Source organism: Phyllobacterium sp. SB3, from assembly GCF_040009165.1.
Lineage (GTDB): Bacteria > Pseudomonadota > Alphaproteobacteria > Rhizobiales > Rhizobiaceae > Phyllobacterium.
Genome location: NZ_JBDYKI010000002.1, coordinates 498932 through 523326, shown reverse-complemented (window position 1 = coordinate 523326; position 24395 = coordinate 498932). Strand labels below are relative to the sequence as shown.

Below are 24395 nucleotides of genomic sequence, written 5' to 3'. Positions count from 1 at the left end.
GATGCTGGATGTTTTCAACAGTTTCTATGGTCTTATCCCGGTTACAATTGCGCAGAGCCTTATCGTTTCCTTTGTCGTCCTTGGCGTTATGCTGCCGTTTCGTATCCTGAATTTTCCCGATCTTACATCTGAAGGTGCGTTCCCGCTCGGCGGTTGTGTTTGCGGTACATTGATTGCAGCCGGAGTGAACCCATTCCTTGCCGTTTTCGTCGCTTTGCTTTGCGGGTTTGCCGCCGGCTGTACGACCGCATTCATTCACTTGCGCTTCAAGATCAATACGCTCCTCGCCGGTATTCTGGTGATGACGATGCTGTACAGCATCAATTTGCGCATTATGGGCCGTACCAACATTCCCCTTTTCACTTATGACACAACATTCACGCTGCTGGCTGGTCCGGCCGCTAATTTTGCGTGGGTCAAGATAGCTATTGTAGGTACGCTGATTGCGCTCGTGGTTGCGGCAATGTTGTATTTCTTCATGTCGGAAAAGGGCACGTCGATGCGTGCTGTTGGCGCCAGCCCGGATATGGCTGAGGCGCAAGGCATCAATGTCAGCACCGCGACTATTATCGGCGTTGGTGCGGCGAGTGCCCTCTCTGCGACAGGTGGAAGTATTATGGTGCAGACCCAAGGGTTTGCTGACGTCAATATGGGCTTTGGCATCCTTATCAATGGCCTTGCCGCGCTGATTATCGGTGAAGCAATCACTGGCCGCCAGACAATCCTGCGGCAGGTTCTCGCTCCCGTTGTCGGATCGCTGATATACTATCAGTTAATCTCGTTCTGCTTAACACTCGGGCTTGCGCCAGCCGACCTTAAATTCGCTACAGGTGCATTTGTGCTCCTGATGCTTGCCCTGCCAAACCTGCGTAAATCCGGTGGCGGAAGCCAGATACGTGAAAAGATCAGGGAGTAATCCGCAAATCGGGGGGACGATCATGACGGATGCTATCGACTGGGATGATGCTTACTCTAATTTTGCCTATATTCCGGATGGCGCCAGCTATCCGGATAAATGGCGCACGGAAGCCGCTGATTTCCGGGCGGAAATGGATAGTAAAGGCCTGCTGAGGGCAGATATTTCCTATGGGCCTGATCCTCGCAACCGGCTCGACCTCTTCATGCCTTGGGGCGATCTCAAGGGACTTATGATTTTTATCCATGGGGGGTACTGGAAAGAAGACTTCGACAAAAGTGTGTGGTCGCATCTGGCAAAGGGTGCGCACGCTCATGGTTTTGCAGTTGCAGTTCCTTCTTATTTGCTTTGCCCGCAAGTTCGTATCAGTGACATTACCGTTCAGGTCGGCCTCGCCATTGCGAGAGCAGCTGGAGAAGTTGCGGGACCGATTCATTTGACGGGGCATTCGGCCGGAGGTCATCTCGTAGCACGGATGGTTACAGCAACCTCTCCTCTACCCCAGGCTATTCGTCACCGTATTCGCAAGACGGTTCCTATCTCGCCGCTCACCGATCTTCGGCCGCTGATGAAAACAAGAATGAATGAGACACTCCATCTTGACGCGATAGAGGCGCGATTGGAGAGCCCTGCGCTTCTTGAGCCTCAAGAAGGTATTGATCTGACCACTTGGGTGGGTGCTGCAGAACGCCCGGAGTTCGTTCGGCAGAATGCGTTGCTGGCCAACATCTGGTCTGGCTTCGATTGCCGCATTGCTTCCGTTGAAGAGGCGGAAAAACACCACGCCAACATTATTGAAGGGCTAACAACCGCGGATCATCCGCTGACGCGCACGCTGCTGTGCCTGTAACAAAAAGGCTGCCAGGATTGGGATATCACCCTGGCAGCCTTTTTACCGATTTATTGTTATCGAAGGATCAAGCGCTAAGACGCTTTGAATCCTCAATGATCATTGCATTACTCGGCAAGCCGAGCGCGTGAGCAATACGTTCAAGCTTGCTCGGATCGGAGTTTTGACCACTTTCAATGGTTTCGATTTCAAGAGACGTCAAACCGCACGAAACGGCCAGATCTTCAATTGAATACCCGAATTGTTCGCGAAATGCCCTGACAATATTAATACCATTGGCTAATGCCGTCGTAATCGTTTCTGGCAATGAATAGTTATCGATGGTTTTGTTCATCGCTTTGCTCCTAACGTGAATGGTTTGGTTAACAAATCGGAAGGCAGAACTTATACGTCCATCGCTCCGGATCAACCCTTTTATGTCTGTTCACATAAAACGTGATCGAAAAACTATGTTGAACGCTTGCCTTAAAGTAGCACCAAATCTCAGTAAGATGACAGGTAGGCCGATCGTTGACTTGACCAATTGCTGAAGAATATCAGTGGATTGTAACGCCGCTGTGTCACTTGCAGCTCGATATATATAGGTAAGACACAATGGAAAAGAAGGCTTCCCGCCGGATTTATTTCACAGGTCTCATTCTGGGTTTTGTAACATTGGTCTCCGGTTGCGCTCAAGTCTACTACGGTTCATTTCGCTATGAGGCTGATTGTTTTGATCGCCCATCCCACAATGACACCGTCTGCACCGTCGAGAAGACGAAATAGCCTGAGCATGTCAGGCTATTTCGGTTCGGCTTTAGACAGCTACATCGAACGTAGCTTGTGTTTTTGCTTTGATTTCATCCACCGTCACGCCCGGTGCAACTTCAATCAAAGTCATTCTCGGCTCACCGCGGCGTTCAATCGTGAATACGCCGAGATCGGTAATAACGAGGTCTGTCACGCGTTGGCCGGTTAGCGGCAACGTGCACTCTTCGAGCAGCTTGGCTTCGCCTTTTGCCTCGTGCTCCATAACGACGACGACTTTTTTGACGCCTGCAACCAGATCCATGGCGCCGCCCATGCCTTTGACCATCTTGCCCGGCACCATCCAATTGGCCAGATCGCCGTTTCGGGCAACCTGCATTGCGCCGAGGATGGAAAGGTCAATATGGCCGCCACGGATCATCCCGAAGCTGTCGGCACCGTTGAAATAGCTCGTTGTCGGCAATTGAGTGATTGTTTGCTTTCCGGCATTTATGAGATCGGCATCCTCCTCGCCCTCATAAGGGAACGGTCCCATGCCAAGCATACCGTTCTCGCTCTGGAGCTGTACACTCATGCCAGTCGGAATGTAGTTGGCAACTAACGTGGGAATTCCAATCCCGAGGTTGACGTAGAAGCCATCCTGAAGCTCTTGCGCAGCTCGCTCAGCCATCTGATCGCGTGTCCAGGCCATCTCAGTTCACCTCGCTTGCAGCGACGAGCCGAGGGCGGGTCGTCCGTTGTTCAATGTGTTTGGTTGGATTTGGCACATGCACGATACGTTTTACGAAAATGCCGGGCGTATGGATATGGTCGCCATCGATTGTGCCTGCATCGACGAGATGCTCGACTTCCGCCACAGTGAACTTCGAAGCAGTTGCCATGATCGGATTGAAGTTGCGCGCTGTTTTACGATAGACGAGATTTCCCTCGGTATCGCCCTTATAAGCATGCACGATGGAAAGATCTGCAAAGAGCCCGCGCTCCATTACATACGACTCACTGTCGAATTCACGCACGTCCTTCCCCTCAGCGATAATCGTACCCACGCCTGTCTTGGTGAAGAAGGCTGGAATGCCAGCGCCTCCTGCCCGAATACGTTCGGCCAGTGTCCCCTGCGGGTTGAATTCCAGCTCGAGTTCACCTGAAAGATATTGTTGCGCAAAGAGTTTGTTCTCGCCCACATAAGACGAGATCATTTTCCGGATTTGCTTGGTTTCCAGCAATACCCCAAGGCCAATACCGTCGACACCGGCATTATTGGATATCACGGTGAGGTCTTTGACACCGGAATCGCGGATCGCATAAATCAGCGCTTCCGGAATGCCGCAGAGGCCGAAGCCACCGGCCATGATCGTCATACCGTCGAACAGCACACCGTTTAGTGCGTCGCCCACATTTGATTGAACTTTTTTCAAGAATAGTCTCCCATTTCTCTACTCCTCTGGATCAACGGTAGGGCTTGTAACGCCATCACAGATAGTCGTATTAATACGGTATGACAGCACCGGAGTTTTCCAGTCCCGACATCGTGAATGCTGCGAGCGGCAAACGCTTTCAGTTAACGGACCTGCCTGTTCCCATGGTCTATGCGACACACCGTATCATAAGGGATTGCAATTCTGAATTCGCTGACGCCTTCGGATATGAGCGGTCAGAGCTGATAGATCAGAGTTTCAGCCGGCTTTATCCCAAGATAAGAGATTTTGTGCGCACCGGTGAGATGTGGCGGGGTAATCTTGGCGGCGGAAAAGTCTATTACGACGAACGCCTGATGCGTCGACGGGATGGAAGCAGTTTTTGGTGCCGCGTTCGGGGGCGTAGCCGTAACCAGACCGATCCATTTGCTGAAGCACTCTATTGTTTCGAGCCGACAAACCGTGCCGTTACAGGTGATATCAATCTTGTCTCCGACCGGCAGAAGCAAGTTCTTACCTTGGTGTCTCAAGGTAAAACCAATGCACAGATAGCGCTTGAAATCGGTTTGTCGAGACGCACCGTCGAAGCGCATAGAGCGCGCCTCATGCGTGCTCATTCCTTGCGCAATAGCGCAGAGCTTATTGCATGGTTTTCCAGCCTGCGCTGATCAGAAAGAAGCAGCACTCTTCGGTCTCCAGACAAGTAGACGGTTTTCAACCAGCGTTACCAGCCAGTCAACGAGGATGACAAAGAAAGTCAGCACAAACATGCCGGCAAAAACGCCAGTCACATCGAAGACGCTCTCTGCCTCATGGATCAGATAGCCAAGTCCGGCGGCTGAGCCCAAATATTCGCCAACAACTGCGCCGACCACAGCAAAACCGACTGATGTGTGCAACGATGAGAACATCCAGGACAATGCAGAAGGCATGTAAACATGACGCAGGAGTTGCCGTCCGTTCATGCCAAGCATGCGTGCGTTGGAAAGCACAGCAGGGCTTACTTCCTTGACGCCTTGGTAGACATTGAAGAACACGATGAAGAAAACCAGGGTCACGCCGAGCGCCACTTTGGACCAAATGCCGAGACCGAGCCAAAGCGCAAATATTGGTGCAAGGACAACACGCGGCAAAGCGTTGGCTGCTTTCACATACGGATCGAACACAGCAGCAAGCAAAGGTTTACGCGCGAACCAGAAGCCGATGATCACACCGCCGAGCGAACCGATGACGAATGCCAGCGCGGCCTCGGTCAGCGTGATGCCAAGATGATACCAGATCGATCCATCGACGAACCAGTCGATAATGCGGCTACCCACAGCCAGCGGTTCGGCGAAGAAAAAGCTTATCGTCTTCGGATTGCCAATGAGCGTGGTCGTCGAAGCAATGTGCCAGACAACAAGAACGACGACGGCAACGAGAATTTGCAGGAGAAGCAGAAGGCCCCGGTTCATGATGTTTTTTCCGTCTGCCGGTAACCCTTGAGCACTTCTTCCTTAAGTGCGTTCCAGATTTCCCGGTGCACTTCATGGAACTGCGGCTCGGACTTGATATCAGCCATATTACGCGGGCGAGCCAGCGGAATTGCATAGTCCCCGATAATTCGCGATGATGGCCCTGCCGACATGATCACAACGCGGTCCGCGAGCCCGATTGCCTCATCAAGGTCGTGCGTAACAAACATCACGGCCTTGCGATCTGCGGTCCACAAGTCGAGCAGCAGATCGCCCATGATGAGACGCGTCTGTGCATCCAGAGGACCGAAAGGTTCATCCATCAGTATGATTTTGGGATCGCGAATAAGTACCTGTGCCAACCCCACACGTTTGCGTTGTCCACCGGAGAGCACATGCGGATAGCGGTCACAAAATGCGGAAAGCCCGACCTTTCCCAGCCATGTGCGAGCGCGCTCCAAGGCTTCACGCCGCGACACGCCTGCTACCTCGAGCCCGATTGCAACATTGTCGAGGGATGTCTTCCAGGGCATGAGCGAGTCCTGCTGGAAGAGATATCCGGCATGCCTGTTGATCCCGTTATGTGTCTTGCCGAATATTTTGATCTGGCCACGCGCCGGTTTGAGCAGCCCGGCCGTCGCGTTCAACAAGGTGGATTTGCCGCAACCGGTCGGGCCAACGATGGCGACAAACTCACGATCGCGAACGCTTAGTTGCGTCTCGCCTACCGCCTCATAAGTCGCTCCATTGGCCACAGGAAAAGCAATTGTAATGCCTTGCAGCTCAACAGCGTCTGCGCGGCTGCCTGTCTCAGATTTCAGTTCGGTCATCGGCTCTGTGCTTATCCTTTGATGAAGCGGTCATCGAAGGTCGCAGCAAGATCGATATCTGCTTTGGCAAATTCCGGGTCCAGCACTTTCAATGTGTTGAGAACCGACTGCATACCCTCCATCGTCAGAACACCATTAAGCGAATAGGTGGGAAGCGAATTGGCAATTGCCTTCAGGTAAAGCGGTTTGTCGCCCAGCTGATATTCTGCCGGGACGGCGTCCGCAATCTCCTCCGCGGAAGCACTGTGCAACCATTTCAGAGATTTTACGAAGGCATTGACCAGAGCTTTCGACGTGTTGGGATTGGCGTCGGCAAATTCCTTTTTGACGTAAAGAACTGCCGCCGGGTTTGATCCGCCAAACAGTGCCCGCGTTCCCTCCTCGGTCCGTGTATCGATGATGACGGTGATGTCACCATCCGATTCAAGCTTTGCGATCACAGGGTCCAGATGTGAAATTACATCGACCTGGCCCTGCTTGATCGCAGCTACGGCACTGGCGCCGCCTCCGATGCCGATCAGAGGAGCGGCGTTGGCTTTGAGCCCTGCCTTGACCATCGCATATTGCGCGGTCAATGCGGTCGATGATCCGGGTGCTGTAACGCCGATCTTCAATCCTGTGAAATCCGCTGGAGACTTGACCTTTTCTGCAAGCTCCTTGCGTACAGCGATGACAATGGCAGGAAACCGGCCGAGTTCGCACAGCGCCCTGATATCCTGTCCTTTGGCCTGCATGCGGATCGTGTGTTCATAAGCACCGGTAACAACATCGACGGAGCCTCCGACCAGTGCCTGGAGTGATTTTGCACCCCCACCGAAATCATTGACGGTAACGTCGAGACCTTCCTCTTTGAAGAAACCTTTGCGTTCAGCGATCGTCAGCGGGAGATAATAAAGAAGAGGTTTGCCACCAACACCCAGTGTAAGGCTGGTTTTTTCCAAAGCGCCAGCCGTTTGAGCGAAAGCTTTGACATTGGAAGTACCGATTAAAGAAAGTGCTGCTGCACCAACAAGAAATTGACGGCGTTCCATAATCTTCCTCCCTGATATGGATTGCACAACCGAGCTACATGCTGACGACGTCAGCGCAGCTGTGCATTTGTTTTCTCATTATGAAAAAAGTTAGCATCAGGATTCCGGCAAGACAAGCAATTACGGGAAAGGTAACGATGGGTACGAACAGAAAGAGGTTTTACACCAGACGCGCCTGATTGAAATAATACCGTGTGTGGCGACGCTCCCCTGTCTTGTGTAGCGCTCCTTTTTCTACAAGGTCCTGCAGGTCTCTGGTTGCAGTCGCGCGCGATGTTTTTGTGATGCTGATATAATTCTCGGCGCTTAATCCACCTTTGAAACCGTCAATACCCTCAAGGAACATCCGGGCAATGACCTTCTCCTGCCGGGGATTGAATTGCCCACGGAGTTGATCGTAGAATTTTGCCTTGATGATATAGAATTCCACACGTTTTAACGTCGTGCGCTGTGCCTCTAATATGGTCTTCGCGAAATAGATCAGCCAGTCTGTAATCTCATTGGTTTTGTTGCTGATTTCCAGCATGTCATAATATGCTTTGCGCGCTCTCTGGATTGTATAAGCGAGTGCAATAAGGCTTGGCTGTCCCAGATTTTGCGCGAGAGATTTTTCCGATATTGCGCGGCCGATACGACCATTTCCGTCTTCAAAAGGATGGATGCTGACAAAATAAATATGCGCCAGACCAGCGCGGGCCAACGCAGGCAATTGCCTTGCCCCGTCCGGAGCTGTCTCGTTGAACCATTGCGAAAACAAATCCATTTCCCGCTTCATTTGTGAGGATGGAGGTGCTTCGAAATGAATTGTTGGCTTTTCAACCCGCCCGGATACGACGCGCATTGGCTCACTATGCGTTCGGTATCCGCCGACGACCTGAATATGGTCTGTATTGCCTGACATCAGCATCTTGTGCCACGTGAATAGTGTTTCGTGCTCAAGAGGGGCTGCAAAAGAGTGATAGAGATCGACCATCATTTCAGAGATGCCACGTTCGGCAGCCGGAACTGTTTGATTGTCGTACGCCAACCCGAACTGTTGCCGAAGCGATGTTTGCAGACTGTCGCGGTTGAGGAACTCGCCTTCAATCTCCGAAGTCTTTAATGCCTCATCGCTGATCAACTCGATCCGCAACATGTCCCGGTCGTTGTCATTGACATGTCGGAATGCCCCAAAGAACTCGCCGGAATGCAAAAGAAATTCGCGTTCCAGCGGTTCCAGTAGCGTTTTGTCGTAGATAAAGTCGGGCCAATCAGGCTGCTGCCAATTCCATGTCATGAGCTATAGAATACCTTTCTATAGCTCAGTATCATACGATGTATGAGTTATAGCAAGCGTTTCTATAACTCATGCATTCTTGAGGATTGCAGAAAATCGTGGATCGAAGGCCCGGGCGATAGGTTCAGCTGCCGCCCCTAAAGCTGCAGACCAGGGGTCAGCAAGCCCAGCTTGCAGTCGCGGCTGAGAACGGCTTGCCCGCTCAGCAATTGAAGGCAGCAACGGTTCGATTTTTTCTACGAGCTTATCTATCAGGACACGAGGAGCCCCACCGCATAAAATTACTGTCTGGGGGTCGAAGACGAGTTCGAGCATCTGGACTGCACGGCGCAATCGTTCTGCAACGTCATCCATCCACTGTTCAAGTTTTGATCCGCCGAGTAACACCGCATCCGTAACCATTGCAAAGAGATCGGGCGCGGATGGATCAAGTTCCAGTAGTTTGCATAGCGCGGCCATCGACGCGTAATGCTCCAATGGCTCGACGTCCGCACCGTCTCCCGGCACCAAAGTCAGCATCATGCCAATCTCACCGGCATTGGAATAGGCTCCGCCATAGAGTTCGCCATTGAGGATCAGACCTGTACCCAAGCCATAACCGAAATAGATGCAAATGGCGTGGTCAAGTCCATGTGCTGCGCCAAGCAATCGCTCTGCAGTAGCCGCCGCCGAAGCATCGTTTTGCAGAGCAACCTCAAGCCCCGTACCTTCGGCAATACGCTCTACAAGGGGAAAGCTCTGCCAAGCCGTCATCATCCATGGATCATCGTAGAGTGTGTTGATGCCAAAAGGTCCGGGCATGGCGATCCCAAGCCCGACAAGACGCTCTTCCGCTCCTGAAACCTTCTCGGATAACATTGTCCGAACTCGTGCCACCAGATCAAGCACAACGACTACCCCCGTCTCCGGTCCACCCGGCGGTAGAATTGCTTCGATTTGCACCAGCACATCGCCAACAAGATTGACGATAACAGTACGGGTCACGTGACGATCAATCTGCAGGCCGATGGCAAAAGCACCTTCGGGTACCAGTTGATACGGCGTAGCCGGCTGGCCCCTGCCCTTTCGGACACTTGCCTGCGAGCGCACGAGGCCTTCTCCGGCAAGCTCTTCGATGATGTTGGATACTGTCTGAGGTGTCAGGCCGGTGGCTCTCGCCAAGTCAGCACGAGACAAAGCGCCATTCACCCGCAACGCATCAATCATGATGCGGCGGTTGTGCGCGCTGGCCCCACCAAGGTTGGTGCCGCTTTTCGCCCTTATCAACGGTCTGTCATCCATGCGCGAGCCCTCTTGACAGCAGAAGAATATTGATCGACTAATAAGTCAAGAGAATTGATTTAATAGTCGGCCGATAGAGTCGTCGAACAATCGTCTCCAGGGGAACGTGAGCAAAAGCTCTCGATCTGTAACGATCACCGAGCTCTGTCCATAACGGTCAGCGTTCAGAACTGCCAGAGCTAAATAGGAGGTAAGAATGTTGAAATCCGTCACGACCGCGCTTCTCGGCGCAACACTTCTGGCGGCAGCGCTATCTGCGCCTGCTCACGCCGAAACCAAGATCAATGCATTGTTCATGGCACAGGCCGCCTATAGCGAAGCCGATGTGCGCGCCATGACAGAATCCTTTACGAAGGCGAACCCGGATGTAACGGTAAATCTTGAGTTCGTGCCTTATGAGGGCTTGCACGACAAGACGGTGCTCGCGCAAGGATCGGGCGGGGGCTATGACGTTGTGCTGTTCGACGTGATCTGGCCCGCTGAATATGCATCGAACAAGGTATTGCTCGATGTTTCGGACAAGATCACTCCCGAGATGAAATCAGGCGTTCTTCCCGGTGCATGGACCACGGTTGAGTACGAGAGCAAACGCTATGGCCTGCCATGGATTCTCGACACCAAATATCTGTTCTATAACAAGGAAATTCTCGAAAAAGCCGGAATCAAGAATCCTCCCAAGACCTGGGCCGAACTTTCCGAGCAAGCCAAGACCATCAAGGACAAAGGTCTTCTCGCAACGCCTATAGCTTGGAGCTGGTCACAGGCTGAGGCGGCGATTTGCGATTATACCACGCTGGTCAGCGCCTATGGCGGTAGCTTTATCAAAGATGGCAAGCCGGTTTTCCAGACAGGCGGTGGCCTGGATGCGCTGAATTACATGGTTGAAAGCTACAAGTCAGGTCTGACCAATCCCAATTCAAAAGAGTTTCTCGAAGAGGATGTACGCCGGGTATTCCAGAATGGTGAAGCTGCGTTCGCTCTGAACTGGACCTACATGTACAACATGGCCAACGACCCGAAAGACAGTAAGGTTGCTGGCAAGGTCGGCGTGGTTCCAGCTCCTGGCATTGAAGGAAAAAGCACGGTTTCGGCGGTTAACGGCTCCATGGGGCTTGGGATCACCTCAACCAGCAAACATCCTGACGAAGCATGGAAATACATTGCCTTCATGACTTCGCAGGCAACACAGAACCAGTACGCCAAGCTCAGTCTACCAATCTGGACATCGTCCTATGATGACCCGGCTGTTTCGAAAGGTCAGGAAGAGTTGATCGCGGCGGCCAAGGTCGGTCTCGCTGCCATGTACCCGCGCCCGACAACACCAAAATATCAGGAACTGTCGACAGCATTGCAGCAAGCAGTTCAGGAATCGCTATTGGGTCAGGAAGAGCCGGAAGCCGCATTGAAGACAGCGGCTGAAAACAGCGGACTATGATTTATCGGAAAGGCGGCCGCGTTGTCTGCCGCCTTTCCTTCATTATAGTTGTATGATTGTTAGTATAACGGGCAATATTTCATGACGAACAATTGGATTACGACCCGGGCATGGCTGCTCATGTTGCCGCTGCTGATTGTCATGATCGCGATTATCGGCTGGCCGCTGATTGATACTGTACGGCTGTCATTTACCGACGCCAAGCTCGTCGGAACTCAGGGAAATTTCGTCGGGTTCGACAACTATGCGAAGATCCTTTCCGGCTCCAATTTCCAGCGTTCACTCATAACTACTTTCTGGTTCGCTGTTCTCTCAGTTTCAGCGGAAATGGTTATCGGCGTTCTGGCGGCACTGCTTCTCAATCAGCCATTCTACGGTCGTTCAGTTTTGCGAGCCTTGATGATCCTGCCTTGGGCACTGCCAACAGTGGTTAATGCCACCTTATGGCGGCTGATATACAACCCTGAATATGGCGCTTTGAATGCACTCCTCGTGCAGATTGGCATGCTGGATTCCTATCGGTCCTGGCTCGGTGAACCCGGTACCGCGCTCGCTTCATTGATCCTTGCGGATTGCTGGAAAAACTTCCCGCTGGTTGCTCTTATTGCCCTCGCTGCTCTGCAGGCGGTACCACGGGATATTATTGCTGCTTCCATGGTGGATGGTGCGGGTGTCTGGTCACGCTTTCGCTTTGTCACCCTGCCTTATCTGGCAGGTCCCTTGATGGTTGCGCTCGTCTTGCGGACAATCGAAGCGTTCAAGGTCTTTGACATTATCTGGGTGATGACCCGTGGTGGTCCTGCAAACAGTACACGCACCCTTTCAATTCTCGTCTATCAGGAAGCATTCTCCTTTCAGCGCGCTGGATCTGGCGCATCGCTGGCACTGATTGTTACCCTGCTCGTGACAGTGCTTGCCGTTGCATATGCTGCACTTATCCGCAAAACAGCAGGAGCGTCATAATGGAACGTCGTAGCCTGACCGCAGCCATATTCGTTCACATCGCGGCGCTGCTCTTGGCAATTGTCATTCTTGCTCCGGTCGCGTGGCTGTTCGTCATGAGCATTTCTTCGACAACAGATCTGATAGCAAAGCCACTACATTGGTGGCCGGATACGGTCGATTTTTCGCGATATGGTGTGCTGCTCTCGTCGGTTGCCAACAGCGCAGGCGAAGCTTTTGTCGCCTCTCTTTTCAACAGCCTGAAGGTTGCTGGCATGGCCACGATTGCCGCCATAGCAGTTGCCATTCCTTCTGCATGGGCCGTGTCACGGACGCCATCGGTTGGCTGGTCACTTTATGCGGTGATCGCCACCTATATGCTGCCACCGGTGGCTTTGGCTGTCCCGCTTTACATGGCGCTTGCATGGTTGGGATTGCTCAACAATGTTTTCGGCCTTGCACTCGTTTATCTTACAATTCTGGCACCCTTCACCACGTGGCTGTTGAAGTCTGGTTTTGATTCTATCCCGCGCGAGATCGAAAGTGCTGCCGTCATGGACGGGGCGCGACTGGATCAGATACTGCGGCTCATTACCCTGCCGCTTGCCGCCCCTGTTGTGGCGACCGCTGCCCTGTTTGCATTCCTGCTTGCGTGGGATGAATTCTTTTATGCGCTGCTGTTCACCTCAGATCAGCGCGCAAAGACATTGACTGTGGCTATTGCCGATCTGGCTGGTGGACGTGTCTCGGATTATGGATTGATCGCCACTGCGGGTGTGCTGGCTGCCCTCCCCCCGCTGTTGATCGGTCTCTTTATGCAGCGTGCCCTGATTTCGGGCCTGACAAGTGGTGGCGTTAAAGGATGAACATGTCTTCTGAAACCAGCAAACCTGCAGGCCTTGTTGCTATTGAAAAGGAAATGGCGCGGCAGAATGCAGATGCGATTGCGTCGTTTGAAAATGCATCGGCCCTTGCGGCAACCATTGCGCAGTCATTGCGGAAAACCGGTCAATTGCTGCTGCTCGGTATGGGTGGCTCACATGCCGTTGGTCGTGCGGTGGAACCGTTCTATCGCAGCCTTGGCATTGATGCGATTGCAGTGCCGTTATCCGAGCAGTTGGGGCAACCCTTGTCGTTAGCGGGCAGAACAATTCTCGTCACATCGCAATCAGGCGAAAGTGCCGAGGTTCTGCGCTGGTTTGATGAAGCAGGCGTTCCTGCCGATACGTTCGGTCTCACGCTGGAAGAAGGATCAACGCTGTCACGTACAGTTCCATCGCTTGTCGGTGCGGGCGGAACTGAAAAGGCCTTCGCGGCAACGCGAAGCCTGACGATCAGCTTTGCCTTGCACCTTGCGATAATAGGTGCGTTGGGCGGAGACACCGCGGATGCCTTGCGCATTTTGAGATCGTCCGGCAGCGCGCAGGCCAATGCAGCAGTTTCTGCCCTGTCTAATGTGAAGGCTGTGATTACATCCGGACGGCGAATGCAGGGTGTCGCCGAAGCCATTGCACTTGGCCTTACAGAATTATCGCGCGTTCCCTGCTTCTCATTGGAGGGCGGACAATTGCGGCACGGGCCGATGGAGATGCTCGGCCCTAATGTGGGTGTGGTCTTATTTCGCGCCAATGATGGAACGTCAGAATTCGTCAATCGCATGGCCGTCTCCGCGTTGGAGGCCGGGTCGCCAGTTGTCATTTTTGATGCGTCCGGTGAACAACCAATCGAGGGAGCGGTAATGGTCAATGCTGAAACAGCCAGCGATATAGCCGCTGTTTTTGCTCTTTTGCCCGCCGCGCAACATTTCATGCTCGGTTTCGCCGGCGCGCGTGTGGCGGACCTCGGTACACCTGTCCGCTCAACCAAGATCACACGGAGCGAATAAGATGACGCTTCGGCCTCTAGCCGTTATTGGTAATGTCAATGTCGATCTTATCCTCGGCCCCGCGGATCCGTGGCCGACGCCGGGAACCGAGATTATGGTCGATCATGACGAACTTCGGGTGGGTGGCTCGGCGGGTAATGCTGCTTTGACCTTGTTGGGGTTGGGTCTCGATTTCCAGATCGCAGCCAATGTCGGCAATGATCAGTTTGGTGAGTGGCTGCGGCAGGGCTTTGGTTCTCATGCCATCCATTGGTCGGTGGAACAAATGGGTACGACCCTTTCTGTTGGCATTACTCACCCGAATGGTGAGCGTACATTCTTTACAACGCGGGGGCACATTGCCCATCTGTCGTGGCCGGAAGTGCGAACAATGCTTGATGCGGAGCGACTTAAAGGGGGCACGGCGATCCTTTGTGGAGCGTTCCTTACCGACGTGCTTGTCAGTGATTATGATGCTCTGTTCGATTGGGCTGATACACATGATATCGAGATCGCGCTCGATACCGGATGGCCTATTGACGGTTGGACAGAAGAAAATCGCACCCGCACAAGGCATTGGCTGAGCCGCTGCCATATAGCCTTGTTTAACGAGGTGGAGACGACACGCCTCACGCATACGACTGATCCAATCGAAGCGGCCCACAAGCTCAAGTCCTTGATGCCCGAAGGCGCGATCGTTGTCGTTAAACGTGGCCCGGAAGGTGCGCTGGCAGTAGGCCCCGACAATGTTGTGGCATCGGCTGCGGCTCCGTTGGTTGCTGTGGTTGATACTATTGGGGCCGGGGATGTTTTCAACGCAGCTTTTGTTGCCGCGCAAGCCAGCGGCCAGAGCATTGAAGAAAGCCTGCGTGCCGGAGTGCGTATTGCATCCATGGCGATATCTACCGTGCCGCGCCGGTATGATGGCGAAGATTTTACAGTTGTGTCGGAGAAAGCGTCATGAGCGCTCTTGAGCTTGTCGATATCCGCAAACGCTACGGCAGTATTGAAACGCTGAAAGGGATTGACCTGTCGCTTGCCGATGGCGAGTTCCTTGTGCTGCTAGGTTCTTCCGGTTGTGGCAAGTCCACGCTTTTGAACATCATCGCGGGACTGGCCGAGGCGACGGGTGGCGATGTGCGTATAGGGGATCGTTCAGTTATCGGCATTCATCCCAAGAATCGCGATATTGCAATGGTCTTCCAGTCCTATGCGCTTTATCCGAATATGACAGTGGCGCGTAATATCGGTTTCGGCCTCGAAATGCGCAAAGTCGCTGAAGCAGAACGCAATATTGCCGTGCAGAAGACCGCGAAAATACTGCAGATCGAAAACCTTCTGGCGCGCAAACCATCAGAGCTTTCCGGTGGCCAGCGCCAGCGCGTTGCCATTGGCCGGGCCCTTGTCCGCGATCCGCAAATATTCCTTTTTGATGAGCCGCTTTCAAATCTGGATGCGAAGTTGCGCATGGAGATGCGAACCGAGTTAAAGCGGTTGCATCAGATGCTGGGAACCACGATTGTCTATGTGACGCACGACCAGATAGAGGCAATGACGTTGGCAACGCGTATTGCTGTCATGCGGGACGGCCAGATAGAACAGCTGGCCACGCCGGACGAGATTTATAACCGGCCAGCCACGCGCTATGTCGCCAGTTTCGTAGGCTCCCCACCGATGAATATGCTGGATGCCACCTTTGCGGACGGGATTGCTCATATTGATGGAACATTAAGCGGTATTCCACTGCTCCCGGAATTGCATCAGGCTGCGACTGCCGCTCGCGAGATCACAGTTGGAATTCGCCCTGAGAGCTTGATGCTTGCCAATGCGGAAGAAACGGGATTCGGCATCGATGCCAAGATCGAAGTGGTTGAGTTGACGGGCCCGGAACTCGTTGTCACCGCTACAGTCGGTAATCAACGCCTCACTGCAAGCTTGCCACCGCGAACGCAAGTAATGGTCGGAACCACGCGACGCTTTTCTATCGACGCCGGCGCTTTACACGTCTTTGACAAGGCAACAGAAAAGCGAATTTAAACGCTGGGCCGACTAAGTACATAAGTTGCACTGGCGATAAAAAATATGGCGACGAACCCGGCCAGCAGCGGCGATGGCCGGGCGAAATAATAAAACGATGCGTAGCCGAAGGCCATGCCTCCACAAGCAATCCATTTGATCCGGATTGGAATAGCGCCATGCTCGCGCCATTTGACCAAAGTCGGCCCGAACAATGGGTGTTCGAGAAGCCATTTTTCAAAACGCGGCGAGGAGCGGCCAAAGCACCACGCGGCAAGAATGAGAAAGATAGTTGTGGGCATTACTGGAAGAAGCGCACCAATAAAGCCGAGCGCAACCATAATCCAACCGAGCACGAAATAAATCGTCCGCTTCGTCTTGTTCATAACGCTTGCTTTCCGGCCCACTATTTATAGTTGGGAACGGTCTACATGTTTTTGCGCGTGATGTCAGCGGATTTGCAGCGCTAACTCAAGTCGGAAGCAGTGCCTGCTGCCCTCCCCTTCTGGATAGAACTGTGTCGACCAATCCCCAATCTTTAGCCTCCTCGGCAGTCATGAAGTGATCACGGTCCAAGGTGCGTTCCACATCCTCGAAAGAGCGCCCGCAGTGCTCGGCATAAAGCCTTATCATCCGGTGTTTGGTTTGCCGCATTTCTTCGGCGTGAATGAAAATATCGGACGCTTGACCCTGAAAGCCGCCAAGCGGCTGATGCACATGGAGGCTGGAATTTACCAATGCGGTTCGATGACCCGGCTCTCCAGCCATCAGCAGAAATGAACCCATTGATCGCGCCGTACCCATGCACAGTGTTGCGACGGGACATGTGATGAATTGCATTGTGTCATATATGGCCAAGCCGCTGGTAATGACGCCGCCCGGTGAATTAATGTACATGGAGACCGGTTTGGTGGGACTCTCGGATTCAAGGAATAGCAACTGTGCGCAGATCAAAGCTGCCATTCCATCTTCCACCTGCCCGTTGAGAAAGACGATGCGTTCACGCAGCAGCCGGGAGTATATATCGAAAGACCGCTCTCCCCGGCTGGATTGCTCCACTACCATAGGGACAAGTTGCATCATGTCGCGCATAGGCGAGTTCCTCTCTGTCATGTCTTAAGTATTGATCAGGCCGCTTGGCGGAGAACCGGTAAGTTGCCGTTGGCTGCGATCATTGCCTGCTCATGTACGATACGAAATGTGGTGCCGCCATTTCCGTTTGCATCGATCTGAAATGTCACCGTGCTTACCGCTTCATCATCTTTGATGCTGTATCGAACACGGGTATCCGGTTCTGCCGATATGAGCCGTAGCTCAAAGTTATTTTCTCGTGGCCCATCGTCATTATTAGAATCGACAGGGTTGCCCAGCCATTGCGAAACGTATTCGGGGACGGTCAAGGCGCGCCATACTTTCGTCGGGGCAGCATCAAGTTCGTAGGTCAGACTGATGCGCGTTTCTGGATTGCGTGTCATTGATCCATCTCCTTGAGAAGTCTTTTCAGCTCGTCGACGCGTTTCGGCCAGAACGCATGATACCGGCTCAACCATTGGTGTATTTGCGCAACCCCATCAGGGTTGATCCGATAGATTACGTTGCGTCCAAGCTTTTGTTCAGCGATCAGGCCTGCACTACGCAGTACCGCAAGATGTTGCGACATGGCGGGCTGAGACATCTCAAAACCCTGACGCAACTCCGTGGCGTTCATTTCGCCGTCAGCGAGACGTTCGAAAACCTCTCGTCGTGTCGGGTCTGCAAGTGCTTTGAAAAACTCTGTTTCGCTCATGCTCAATACATAAGCATACACTTATGTGATTCGCAAGCGCCATCGAAATCCTTTGATAGATGGGTGCTGTATTGCGGCTATAACAGATAGTCGGCTTGCCCGTAATCTTGTCCAATTCTTGATCTAAGTTATCAGCCAGCAAATCAAAACCACATGCGTTATGTATGGATTGATCATTCTTACGGAGATTCTATTTGTCTAATATTCTAAAATTTGGCCTGCCTCTTCTTCTGGCAGCAACCTTGTCGACCGGGGCTGTTGCGCAGATACAGGAAATAGCGGGGACTTATATCAATCAGTCCGGAGGCACCAAGGTTGAACTCGCTCCTTGTGGAGCCAGCCTTTGTGGAACCGTTGTATGGATGAAGACGCCGGTAAATGACGTGAACAATCCGGATGTTTCCAAAAGAAGCCGTTCTGTTATTGGTATTCAGGCTGTTAGCCTGAAGTCGACCGGTGCAGACACCTACGCTGGATCGCTTTACGACACCGAGAGCGGCAAAACTTATTCAGGTAAAGCAAAGTTTTCCGATAAGGATGTTGAATTGTCGGGATGTATTCTTGGCGGACTTCTTTGCAAGACGTCAATCTGGCAGCGTGTTGAATAGCCAAGGTTGTTCCATCGACCTATAAGGTAACCAATAGCCAAAGTCAGCGACGGTTTCACTGAAGGTCATTCACCTTAGGAAGTCTCCGGTAGCATTGGACGATGCTACCGGGTTGTCTGTAGGTAATGCCAGTATGGCTTACTCTGATTTCAGACGCGTATTACAAGCACTCCAATATTGAGGCCATGTCTTGCCACCTGTACGATTGCTGGCCTTGGCTTGTTGCCATTGATCACCGCATTCGCTGATGCGTGCACGGAATGCAATCTGGGCGGGTGACAATGGTTTACCATTAGCCGATGTCTGGGTTGATGCTGTCTGTGTTTTTGCGGGTTTGCTGGCAGTGGTTTTCTTGGGCGCTGCCACTGGTTCATCAGGGGTCACATCGTCCGAATTGTCGGCTTTCAGGCTGGCGCTGCACTCGGAAAGAAACTGCGGCCACTTTTGACCATTCAGAGTGCCAGCTTCTTTAGCGGCTTGATATTGCGAACTACATTCTTTGGTTACAGCTTTGCCGGATATGCCGGTCTTGGATGCTGCTGCGGTTTCTGTTTTCTTCGCCTTGGTCGTTGTTTCCTTTGCTTCCTTTTTTGTGGCTTTCTTGGCTGGCGCTGCGGCCTCTGAATCGTCATCGCCTTTCAGCTTTGCACTGCATTCAGAAAGAAATTGCGGCCACTTCTGCCCATTGAGAGTGCCAGCTTCTTTCGCAGCCTGATATTGCGTGCTGCACTGTTTTGTTGTGGATTGCGCTTCCGCAGTTGTCATGGTGACCGGCAATGTAAGAAATGCCAGTCCTGCGCCAGCGACCAGCGCCGCGGCAAAGCTATTGAAACGAAACTGGTTCATCGTCCTGTTCCTTGACATATGTGTTGGGATTCTTCCGGCATGCACCATGCGTCGCCAGATTGCACTGCCATATCGGGATCGTTGTTGGAGATTAAATGCAGAGACCGGCTTGCTGCCATTATGGCATCTCGGATCAATTTAAAGTTGGATCGTTTTTCAAGCATCGAATGGGCCCGTTCTGCGATCAATGGCATTGCGAGGCGAGCATGGCGCTTTCATCTACTGATTGCAAGTAAGCGAATGTTACACGCAAAAGTCTCCGTGATCAGATGATCTGGAGAATCATAGACGGCGCAGACGCAACAAAACGAGCCGAAACGAGAAATTGCGCTGTAATAGTCAAGTCGTTGAGAAATAATTAACCATGTTGAATAGCAGCAGTTAAAGACAAGTTAGTTTCTGCTGCTGTGCAAGTGTTGTCGCGGCCCGTCTGGCGATACTCAAAGATAGTCCTGGTGTGCTGGGGTTGGTAATCCAGATTCGCACCATTATGGCGCAAGTCAAGATCACGTTTCCGTAGGGCACGGATTAGCGCAATGGACTACAGCGTAGCTTAAAGCAAAAAGTTCTCAGCTGAGAACTTTTTGCTTGGATGGGATGCCACTCAGAAAGTCTGAAAGTTCTCAGCTGAGAACTTTCAATTGCTGTGCAATATATGAGCAGCTTTTACCGCAGCTGTGGCGCGGTTCTCAACGCCCATCTTTACATAAACCTGTTCAAGATGCTTATTCACAGTTCTGGCACTCAATCCCAGAATTTCACCGATGTCGCGGTTCGATTTCCCCTTGGCAATCCACAGGAGCACTTCTGCCTCCCGTCCCGTCAACCCAAAGTGCTGGCGAAGCAACTCATCGTCGCTGGCCTGATTTGCGAGCGTTAGTCGAAACAAATGCTCGTCCGAGTTCAACGCGCCAAGGAAACTTAACTGTAGCCCACCCTGCCCTCCCGGAATCACCACGGCGCTCTTGTCGTTGTGAACTTGCCGCTGAGCAATCCATTCAGCCACATGTGCGGCAAGGGCCCGGTGCCCTTCTTCCGTGGAACCCATGGTTATTTCGATCAAGTGGTTTGCTTGGGGTGTCGACCAGCGCAATCGCCCATCCTTGCCAATAGCGAGAAGGTGCCTGCCTGCCGCGTCGAGGGCTACACGCGCATTTTGAGCTGCACGCGCATTAGCCAGGTGAACCTTGATGCGGGCCCGTAACTCATCGATGTTGATGGGCTTTGTCAGGTAGTCGACACCGCCGGATTCGAGTGCGTGCACGATGTGCTCGGTTTCTGACAGGCCGGTCATGAAGATAACCGGGACCTGGGCAATTGATGCAGTGGATTTGATACGCGTACACGTTTCAAATCCATCCATCTCGGGCATTACCGCATCCATCAGGACGATATCAGGAGTAATGCGCTGGACGACGTTGAGAGCGGCGTGTCCTGACGTTGCGATCAGCACGGAAAATCCCGATTGCTCAAGTGCGTCAGTCAGGAAACCGAGTGTTTGCGGCGAGTCGTCAACGATCAGAACGATATCGCGGGGACTGGTCGCTTCACTCGCCACTGGCCGCCTCCTTTTTGTTTTCGAACTTACGAAGGAAGCGATCATAGCCAGTCAGGTCGAATGCTTGAACGAGTTGACTTAGTGCGTTGGCGAACGCACGGTTATCTTCAACTTTGGCTATTTCTGCGATCTTTGTTTCGATGCCGCGGACGTAGCCAATTTCGCCAAGACTGATCAGTTCGCGTATGTGCGCTTCACCGGGACTTATGATTTCACCCGGCCGGGCAGATACTGGCAAAGGTGTCTCATCATCATAAATCCAGCTTAACCCTAGAAGCTGTGCGATTTTGTTCTGAAGTTGTCGTATGTCAAAGGGCTTCGCCAATGTGTCGTTATGGCCGGCTGGTCCACCCGTGGGAGCAGCGTCGCCTATATTGGCAGAAAGCATAATGATTGGGGAAAGCTCTCCAGTCTCCCGAAGCCGCGTTACCAATTGCCATCCATCCATTTGCGGCATGGAAATATCGATCAGAAAAAGGTCGGGTATAACGCCTTCAATGAGAGTAAGGCACTCAGGCCCGCTGGCGGCGGTCAGTACCACGAAATCGAGCGGGACCAGCACTTCCCGCACCAACTCACGATGATCTTCATTGTCATCAACAACTACGATAGTACGGCGCTGCCCAGCATAGCTATGGATTTTTCGTGGCAGTGATTGTTGTATATAAGGACGCGTTACGGCAGAAAGCATCAGCCGGACCCGAAATGTAGACCCCTCCCCGTGGACACTCGAAACCAGGATTTCGCCACCTAACGTCTCTGTCAGGAGGCGGGTAATCGTCAGGCCCAGTCCAAGGCCCGGCATTGGGCGAATGCTTTCCGCCTCGCCTCGTTGAAAGGGTTCGAAAATGCGCGAAAGATCCGCTTCCGGGATGCCCCGGCCAGTATCCGTAATGGTGAATGTTGCGACCTGACTACGATAGGTCACGTCGAACAATACGCTGCCGCTTGTTGTGAATTTGATCGCGTTGGACAAGAGGTTCACGAGAATTTGCCGAAGACGCTTCTCATCTGTACGGACATAGTTTGGAACGTTCTCCGATCGCGCATGCTTGAACGTTAGCTGCTTGGCATCCGCTTGCGGCTGAAACATCTGCACAATCTGATCCAGAAAGTCGCTCAGATTAATCTCATCTGAAAAGACTTGAAGACGGCCGGCTTCGATGCGTGAAATATCGAGTAGGCCGTCAATAAGTCCGGAGAGGTGGTCAGCACTGCGTTTAATCACACGAATTGCAGATTGGCGCGGGGCGGGGATCGTCTCGTCACGTTCCAGAATTTGAGCATAACCAAGGACGGCATTTAATGGCGTACGCAGTTCGTGACTCAAGCCAACCACATAACGGCTTTTGGCGCGGTTAGCGGCTTCTGCTGTTTCCTTTGCTTCCTGAAGCGCCGCATCTGTCTTCCTGTGTGCTGCAATTTCCTTAAGCAACAAGGTGTTCTGACGCGAGGATTCCTCTTCAGCGACGACACGGCTGTCGTGCGCCAGCACATAAAACCAGCAGGCAATTCCTGTTACAACAGCAAATACAAAGAAGACGATCAGCAGTGTCCGGTCTACGACGCCAGACGTTTCGGGAGGGCCACCAGCCTGATAGGCGATCATTGCGAGGATGATGCCGATTGCTGTCAAGGCAATCGCCACCGAAGTTCCATAGCGACCTAGCCGCGATGTTAGTATCTGGATCGCACGTTGCGGCAGCAAGGAACGCGCTACAGCTGCTACTTGTGCATTAAGGTTGGCATTGGGTTTGCACATGTCGTGGCAACGACTATCGAGCGAACAGCAAAGCGAGCAAATCGGAGCGCTATAAGCCGGACACCACGCCATATCTTCCGGTTCAAAATCATGCTCGCAAATCGAACATTTAAGCGTTGGCAATGTTTTCCATGTTTGGCGTGGTTTGCGAACGAGATAGTATTTCCCCTTGGTTTGCCAGGCGAGCAACGGCGAGATGATGAATGCCACGATCAGAGCTATAAATGGGGCGAGCGCCGAGGCCATCTCACCAAGAAATCCGAAATGTGCGATCAACGAAACCAGAGTCGCCATTGCCATCGTTCCAATGCCCACCGGATTGATGTCGTAAAGATGGGCGCGTTTGAACTCTATGCCGGGCGGTGCCAGCCCAAGCCGTTTGTTGACAAAAAGATCCGCAGAGATAGCACAGAGCCACGCCATGGCGATAAGCGAAAAAATACCCAAAGTTTCTTCAAGCAGCCGATATATGCCCAGTTCCATCAGCAAAAGAGCAATGGCGACATTGAACAACAGCCAGACAACGCGTCCGGGGTGGCTGTGGGTGAGACGGGAAAAGAAATTCGACCAGGCCAATGAGCCCGCATAGGCATTCATCACATTGATTTTAAGCTGTGATACCACAACAAATGCAACCATCAGCATCAACGCCCAGCTCTGCGATGGGGTGACATATCCAAATGCAGTCAAATACATTTGCGAAGGGTCTGACGCTCGATCCACCGAGACACCACTGCTAAGTGTAAGCACAACAAGAAATGAGCCTGCGAGCAGTTTCGGAGCGCCGACAAGCACCCAGCCGGAGCCTGCGAGAAACACTGCAATACGATGTCGCAGTTTGCGCTGTCCCTGTGGCGGCAAAAATCGCAGAAAGTCCACTTGTTCGCCGATCTGAGCCATCAGGGCCAAGATAACTGCGCTGGCAGCACCAAACTGCGCTAACACGAAAGGTGCAGTGGTTCCGGGAGTTGCAGCCGGCGCATGAATACCTGCAAAAGCCCGCCAAAGATCGAACTTTTCCCAATCGACGAAGGCAATTACGACGAAGGGAAGAACGTTCAATATGATCCAGAAGGGCTGTGTAATCAGCTGGAACTTGCTGATCATCCGGACACCATAAGTGACGAGCGGAACCACGACGACGGCACTGATGATGTAACCAATCCAGAGGGGAATTCCGAAAGCCAGCTCCAACGCACCGGACATGATCGAAGCTTCTATTGCGAAAAGCAAAAACGTGAACGTTGCATATATCAACGAGGTAATAGTTGATCCGATATAGCCAAAGCTTGCTCCCCGGGTCAAAAGGTCAATGTCCACACCGTGGCGGATGGCATAACGGCTTATCGGTAGCCCGACACATAGCATGACAAGGCACGCGACAATTGTAGCGGCGATTGCGTTGGTGGTGCCGTAAGACAAGGTAATTGCGCCGCCAATGGCTTCCAGTGCGAGGAATGATATTGCCCCGATTGCAGTCTGCGCGATTCGCTGTGATGAGTAGCGTCGCGCGCTCTTCGCCGTGAAGCGAAGGGCGTAATCCTCCAATGTCTGATCCGCTACCCAGCGATTATAGTCGCGTCTGATAGGAACGATGCGTTGACGGGCAACCATTCGTCCTGTTTTCCCTTGGCAATGATCCGCGCTCCAAGTGAGGGCACTGACCGGATTGTCTTTTTCTTACTTAAACACTGGATGCACTGTGGAAGAAAGCACCGATGTGACAACTTTGGTCATGGCACCTACGTCGTTTAACGTATGTGGGATCGCCGGTCACT

26 protein-coding genes are annotated in these 24395 nt (G+C 52.6%); 11 read left to right on the top strand and 15 right to left on the bottom strand.

All coding sequences use genetic code 11. The annotated features are described in order from the left end of the window. Window position 1 precedes the first annotated feature (1 nt). Together ABKW30_RS09020 and ABKW30_RS09015 are read left to right on the top strand one after the other, a co-directional pair. Window positions 2-916: an ABC transporter permease gene (locus tag ABKW30_RS09020; RefSeq protein ID WP_348598485.1), complete on the top strand. Its 915-nt coding sequence runs from the start codon at window positions 2-4 to the stop codon at window positions 914-916. Window positions 917-938: 22 nt separating this feature from the next. Then, window positions 939-1766, top strand: coding sequence for an alpha/beta hydrolase (locus ABKW30_RS09015; RefSeq protein ID WP_348598483.1), 828 nt, complete (start codon window positions 939-941; stop codon window positions 1764-1766). Window positions 1767-1833: 67 nt separating this feature from the next. Here the strand turns inward: ABKW30_RS09015 and ABKW30_RS09010 are convergent, their stop codons facing one another. Next, the gene (locus ABKW30_RS09010; protein WP_008121075.1) at window positions 1834-2100 is read right to left on the bottom strand and encodes a helix-turn-helix transcriptional regulator; all 267 of its coding nucleotides are present in this window, start codon (window positions 2098-2100) and stop codon (window positions 1834-1836) included. 260 nt (window positions 2101-2360) lie between these two features. Here ABKW30_RS09010 and ABKW30_RS09005 point away from each other — a divergent pair, with 260 nt between their 5' ends. Then, on the top strand, window positions 2361-2531 hold the full coding sequence (locus tag ABKW30_RS09005) for a hypothetical protein (RefSeq protein ID WP_348598480.1): 171 nt from the start codon (window positions 2361-2363) through the stop codon (window positions 2529-2531). Window positions 2532-2562: 31 nt separating this feature from the next. On the opposite strand, the gene ABKW30_RS09000 is transcribed toward ABKW30_RS09005, so the two are convergent. Beyond that, complete coding sequence (locus ABKW30_RS09000) at window positions 2563-3204, bottom strand: 3-oxoacid CoA-transferase subunit B (protein WP_348598478.1); 642 nt, start codon at window positions 3202-3204, stop codon at window positions 2563-2565. Between the two features lies 1 nt (window position 3205). Continuing rightward, window positions 3206-3928, bottom strand: a complete 723-nt coding sequence (locus ABKW30_RS08995) for a CoA transferase subunit A (RefSeq protein ID WP_348598475.1) — start codon at window positions 3926-3928, stop codon at window positions 3206-3208. An 80-nt stretch (window positions 3929-4008) separates the two neighbouring features. Here ABKW30_RS08995 and ABKW30_RS08990 point away from each other — a divergent pair, with 80 nt between their 5' ends. After that, the gene (locus ABKW30_RS08990; RefSeq protein ID WP_348598473.1) at window positions 4009-4596 is read left to right on the top strand and encodes a PAS and helix-turn-helix domain-containing protein; all 588 of its coding nucleotides are present in this window, start codon (window positions 4009-4011) and stop codon (window positions 4594-4596) included. Here ABKW30_RS08990 and ABKW30_RS08985 read toward each other — a convergent pair whose 3' ends face one another. The 5 genes from ABKW30_RS08985 to ABKW30_RS08965 form a co-directional block, all read right to left on the bottom strand. After that, on the bottom strand, window positions 4597-5382 hold the full coding sequence (locus ABKW30_RS08985) for an ABC transporter permease (RefSeq protein WP_348598471.1): 786 nt from the start codon (window positions 5380-5382) through the stop codon (window positions 4597-4599). It lies immediately after the preceding gene. Next, window positions 5379-6212, bottom strand: a complete 834-nt coding sequence (locus ABKW30_RS08980; protein ID WP_348598469.1) for an ABC transporter ATP-binding protein — start codon at window positions 6210-6212, stop codon at window positions 5379-5381. The genes ABKW30_RS08985 and ABKW30_RS08980 overlap by 4 nt, the downstream gene beginning before the upstream one ends. Before the next feature lie 11 nt (window positions 6213-6223). Beyond that, entirely contained in the window at window positions 6224-7243 is a 1020-nt protein-coding gene (locus ABKW30_RS08975; protein ID WP_348598467.1) for an ABC transporter substrate-binding protein, read from the bottom strand. A gap of 160 nt (window positions 7244-7403) precedes the next feature. Next, window positions 7404-8519, bottom strand: coding sequence for a Fic family protein (locus ABKW30_RS08970; protein ID WP_348598465.1), 1116 nt, complete (start codon window positions 8517-8519; stop codon window positions 7404-7406). Between the two features lie 69 nt (window positions 8520-8588). Beyond that, window positions 8589-9800, bottom strand: a complete 1212-nt coding sequence (locus tag ABKW30_RS08965; protein WP_348598463.1) for an ROK family transcriptional regulator — start codon at window positions 9798-9800, stop codon at window positions 8589-8591. A gap of 196 nt (window positions 9801-9996) precedes the next feature. Here ABKW30_RS08965 and ABKW30_RS08960 point away from each other — a divergent pair, with 196 nt between their 5' ends. From ABKW30_RS08960 to ugpC, 6 genes are all read left to right on the top strand, one after another. Continuing rightward, window positions 9997-11235, top strand: coding sequence for an extracellular solute-binding protein (locus tag ABKW30_RS08960; protein WP_348598461.1), 1239 nt, complete (start codon window positions 9997-9999; stop codon window positions 11233-11235). Window positions 11236-11316: 81 nt separating this feature from the next. Next, entirely contained in the window at window positions 11317-12198 is an 882-nt protein-coding gene (locus tag ABKW30_RS08955) for a sugar ABC transporter permease (protein WP_348598458.1), read from the top strand. After that, window positions 12198-13043, top strand: coding sequence for a carbohydrate ABC transporter permease (locus tag ABKW30_RS08950; protein ID WP_348598457.1), 846 nt, complete (start codon window positions 12198-12200; stop codon window positions 13041-13043). Before ABKW30_RS08955 ends, ABKW30_RS08950 begins: the two co-directional genes overlap by 1 nt. Next, window positions 13040-14062, top strand: a complete 1023-nt coding sequence (locus ABKW30_RS08945) for an aminotransferase (RefSeq protein WP_348598456.1) — start codon at window positions 13040-13042, stop codon at window positions 14060-14062. The genes ABKW30_RS08950 and ABKW30_RS08945 overlap by 4 nt, the downstream gene beginning before the upstream one ends. A gap of 1 nt (window position 14063) precedes the next feature. Next, a complete protein-coding gene (locus tag ABKW30_RS08940) occupies window positions 14064-15005 on the top strand; it encodes a carbohydrate kinase family protein (protein WP_348598455.1) in 942 nt (313 codons plus the stop codon). Further along, the gene (gene ugpC, locus ABKW30_RS08935; RefSeq protein WP_348598454.1) at window positions 15002-16078 is read left to right on the top strand and encodes a sn-glycerol-3-phosphate ABC transporter ATP-binding protein UgpC; all 1077 of its coding nucleotides are present in this window, start codon (window positions 15002-15004) and stop codon (window positions 16076-16078) included. Before ABKW30_RS08940 ends, ugpC begins: the two co-directional genes overlap by 4 nt. Here ugpC and ABKW30_RS08930 read toward each other — a convergent pair. The 4 genes from ABKW30_RS08930 to ABKW30_RS08915 form a co-directional block, all read right to left on the bottom strand. Beyond that, window positions 16075-16443, bottom strand: a complete 369-nt coding sequence (locus tag ABKW30_RS08930; protein ID WP_348598452.1) for a YbaN family protein — start codon at window positions 16441-16443, stop codon at window positions 16075-16077. The two genes, ugpC and ABKW30_RS08930, sit on opposite strands and share 4 nt — an antisense overlap. A gap of 85 nt (window positions 16444-16528) precedes the next feature. Next, window positions 16529-17149, bottom strand: a complete 621-nt coding sequence (locus ABKW30_RS08925; RefSeq protein WP_348598450.1) for an ATP-dependent Clp protease proteolytic subunit — start codon at window positions 17147-17149, stop codon at window positions 16529-16531. Between the two features lie 35 nt (window positions 17150-17184). Continuing rightward, window positions 17185-17532 carry an SRPBCC domain-containing protein gene (locus ABKW30_RS08920; protein ID WP_348598448.1) on the bottom strand — a complete coding sequence of 116 codons (348 nt, stop codon included), beginning with the start codon at window positions 17530-17532 and terminating at the stop codon, window positions 17185-17187. Further along, window positions 17529-17843, bottom strand: a complete 315-nt coding sequence (locus ABKW30_RS08915; RefSeq protein ID WP_348598446.1) for a metalloregulator ArsR/SmtB family transcription factor — start codon at window positions 17841-17843, stop codon at window positions 17529-17531. Before ABKW30_RS08915 ends, ABKW30_RS08920 begins: the two co-directional genes overlap by 4 nt. Before the next feature lie 194 nt (window positions 17844-18037). Between ABKW30_RS08915 and ABKW30_RS08910 the strand changes: the two genes are divergently transcribed. Beyond that, window positions 18038-18451 (top strand): DUF2147 domain-containing protein, encoded by a 414-nt coding sequence (locus ABKW30_RS08910; RefSeq protein WP_348598444.1) that lies wholly within the window; start codon window positions 18038-18040, stop codon window positions 18449-18451. Between the two features lie 138 nt (window positions 18452-18589). On the opposite strand, the gene ABKW30_RS08905 is transcribed toward ABKW30_RS08910, so the two are convergent. The 3 genes from ABKW30_RS08905 to ABKW30_RS08895 all read right to left on the bottom strand — a co-directional run bounded on the left by ABKW30_RS08905 (window position 18590) and on the right by ABKW30_RS08895 (window position 24231). Next, complete coding sequence (locus ABKW30_RS08905) at window positions 18590-19297, bottom strand: hypothetical protein (protein ID WP_348598442.1); 708 nt, start codon at window positions 19295-19297, stop codon at window positions 18590-18592. 637 nt (window positions 19298-19934) lie between these two features. After that, window positions 19935-20855, bottom strand: coding sequence for a response regulator transcription factor (locus ABKW30_RS08900; RefSeq protein WP_348598439.1), 921 nt, complete (start codon window positions 20853-20855; stop codon window positions 19935-19937). Further along, the gene (locus ABKW30_RS08895) at window positions 20845-24231 is read right to left on the bottom strand and encodes an ATP-binding protein (protein WP_348598436.1); all 3387 of its coding nucleotides are present in this window, start codon (window positions 24229-24231) and stop codon (window positions 20845-20847) included. The genes ABKW30_RS08900 and ABKW30_RS08895 overlap by 11 nt, the downstream gene beginning before the upstream one ends. Window positions 24232-24395 lie beyond the last annotated feature (164 nt).

Bases quoted from the DNA above. Each gene is read 5' to 3' on its own strand.
- ABKW30_RS09020 (WP_348598485.1), top strand. From the start codon at position 2: ATGCTGGATGTTTTCAACAGTTTCTATGGTCTTATCCCGGTTACAATT.
- ABKW30_RS09010 (WP_008121075.1), bottom strand. From the start codon at position 2,100: ATGAACAAAACCATCGATAACTATTCATTGCCAGAAACGATTACGACG.
- ABKW30_RS08905 (WP_348598442.1), bottom strand. From the start codon at position 19,297: ATGAACCAGTTTCGTTTCAATAGCTTTGCCGCGGCGCTGGTCGCTGGC.
- ABKW30_RS08985 (WP_348598471.1), bottom strand. From the start codon at position 5,382: ATGAACCGGGGCCTTCTGCTTCTCCTGCAAATTCTCGTTGCCGTCGTC.
- ABKW30_RS09005 (WP_348598480.1), top strand. From the start codon at position 2,361: ATGGAAAAGAAGGCTTCCCGCCGGATTTATTTCACAGGTCTCATTCTG.
- ABKW30_RS08965 (WP_348598463.1), bottom strand. From the start codon at position 9,800: ATGGATGACAGACCGTTGATAAGGGCGAAAAGCGGCACCAACCTTGGT.
- ugpC (WP_348598454.1), top strand. From the start codon at position 15,002: ATGAGCGCTCTTGAGCTTGTCGATATCCGCAAACGCTACGGCAGTATT.
- ABKW30_RS08990 (WP_348598473.1), top strand. From the start codon at position 4,009: ATGACAGCACCGGAGTTTTCCAGTCCCGACATCGTGAATGCTGCGAGC.
- ABKW30_RS08975 (WP_348598467.1), bottom strand. From the start codon at position 7,243: ATGGAACGCCGTCAATTTCTTGTTGGTGCAGCAGCACTTTCTTTAATC.
- ABKW30_RS08970 (WP_348598465.1), bottom strand. From the start codon at position 8,519: ATGACATGGAATTGGCAGCAGCCTGATTGGCCCGACTTTATCTACGAC.
- ABKW30_RS08940 (WP_348598455.1), top strand. From the start codon at position 14,064: ATGACGCTTCGGCCTCTAGCCGTTATTGGTAATGTCAATGTCGATCTT.
- ABKW30_RS08950 (WP_348598457.1), top strand. From the start codon at position 12,198: ATGGAACGTCGTAGCCTGACCGCAGCCATATTCGTTCACATCGCGGCG.
- ABKW30_RS09000 (WP_348598478.1), bottom strand. From the start codon at position 3,204: ATGGCCTGGACACGCGATCAGATGGCTGAGCGAGCTGCGCAAGAGCTT.
- ABKW30_RS08960 (WP_348598461.1), top strand. From the start codon at position 9,997: ATGTTGAAATCCGTCACGACCGCGCTTCTCGGCGCAACACTTCTGGCG.
- ABKW30_RS08955 (WP_348598458.1), top strand. From the start codon at position 11,317: ATGACGAACAATTGGATTACGACCCGGGCATGGCTGCTCATGTTGCCG.
- ABKW30_RS08925 (WP_348598450.1), bottom strand. From the start codon at position 17,149: ATGCGCGACATGATGCAACTTGTCCCTATGGTAGTGGAGCAATCCAGC.
- ABKW30_RS08980 (WP_348598469.1), bottom strand. From the start codon at position 6,212: ATGACCGAACTGAAATCTGAGACAGGCAGCCGCGCAGACGCTGTTGAG.
- ABKW30_RS08945 (WP_348598456.1), top strand. From the start codon at position 13,040: ATGAACATGTCTTCTGAAACCAGCAAACCTGCAGGCCTTGTTGCTATT.
- ABKW30_RS08915 (WP_348598446.1), bottom strand. From the start codon at position 17,843: ATGAGCGAAACAGAGTTTTTCAAAGCACTTGCAGACCCGACACGACGA.
- ABKW30_RS09015 (WP_348598483.1), top strand. From the start codon at position 939: ATGACGGATGCTATCGACTGGGATGATGCTTACTCTAATTTTGCCTAT.
- ABKW30_RS08895 (WP_348598436.1), bottom strand. From the start codon at position 24,231: ATGGTTGCCCGTCAACGCATCGTTCCTATCAGACGCGACTATAATCGC.
- ABKW30_RS08930 (WP_348598452.1), bottom strand. From the start codon at position 16,443: ATGAACAAGACGAAGCGGACGATTTATTTCGTGCTCGGTTGGATTATG.
- ABKW30_RS08920 (WP_348598448.1), bottom strand. From the start codon at position 17,532: ATGACACGCAATCCAGAAACGCGCATCAGTCTGACCTACGAACTTGAT.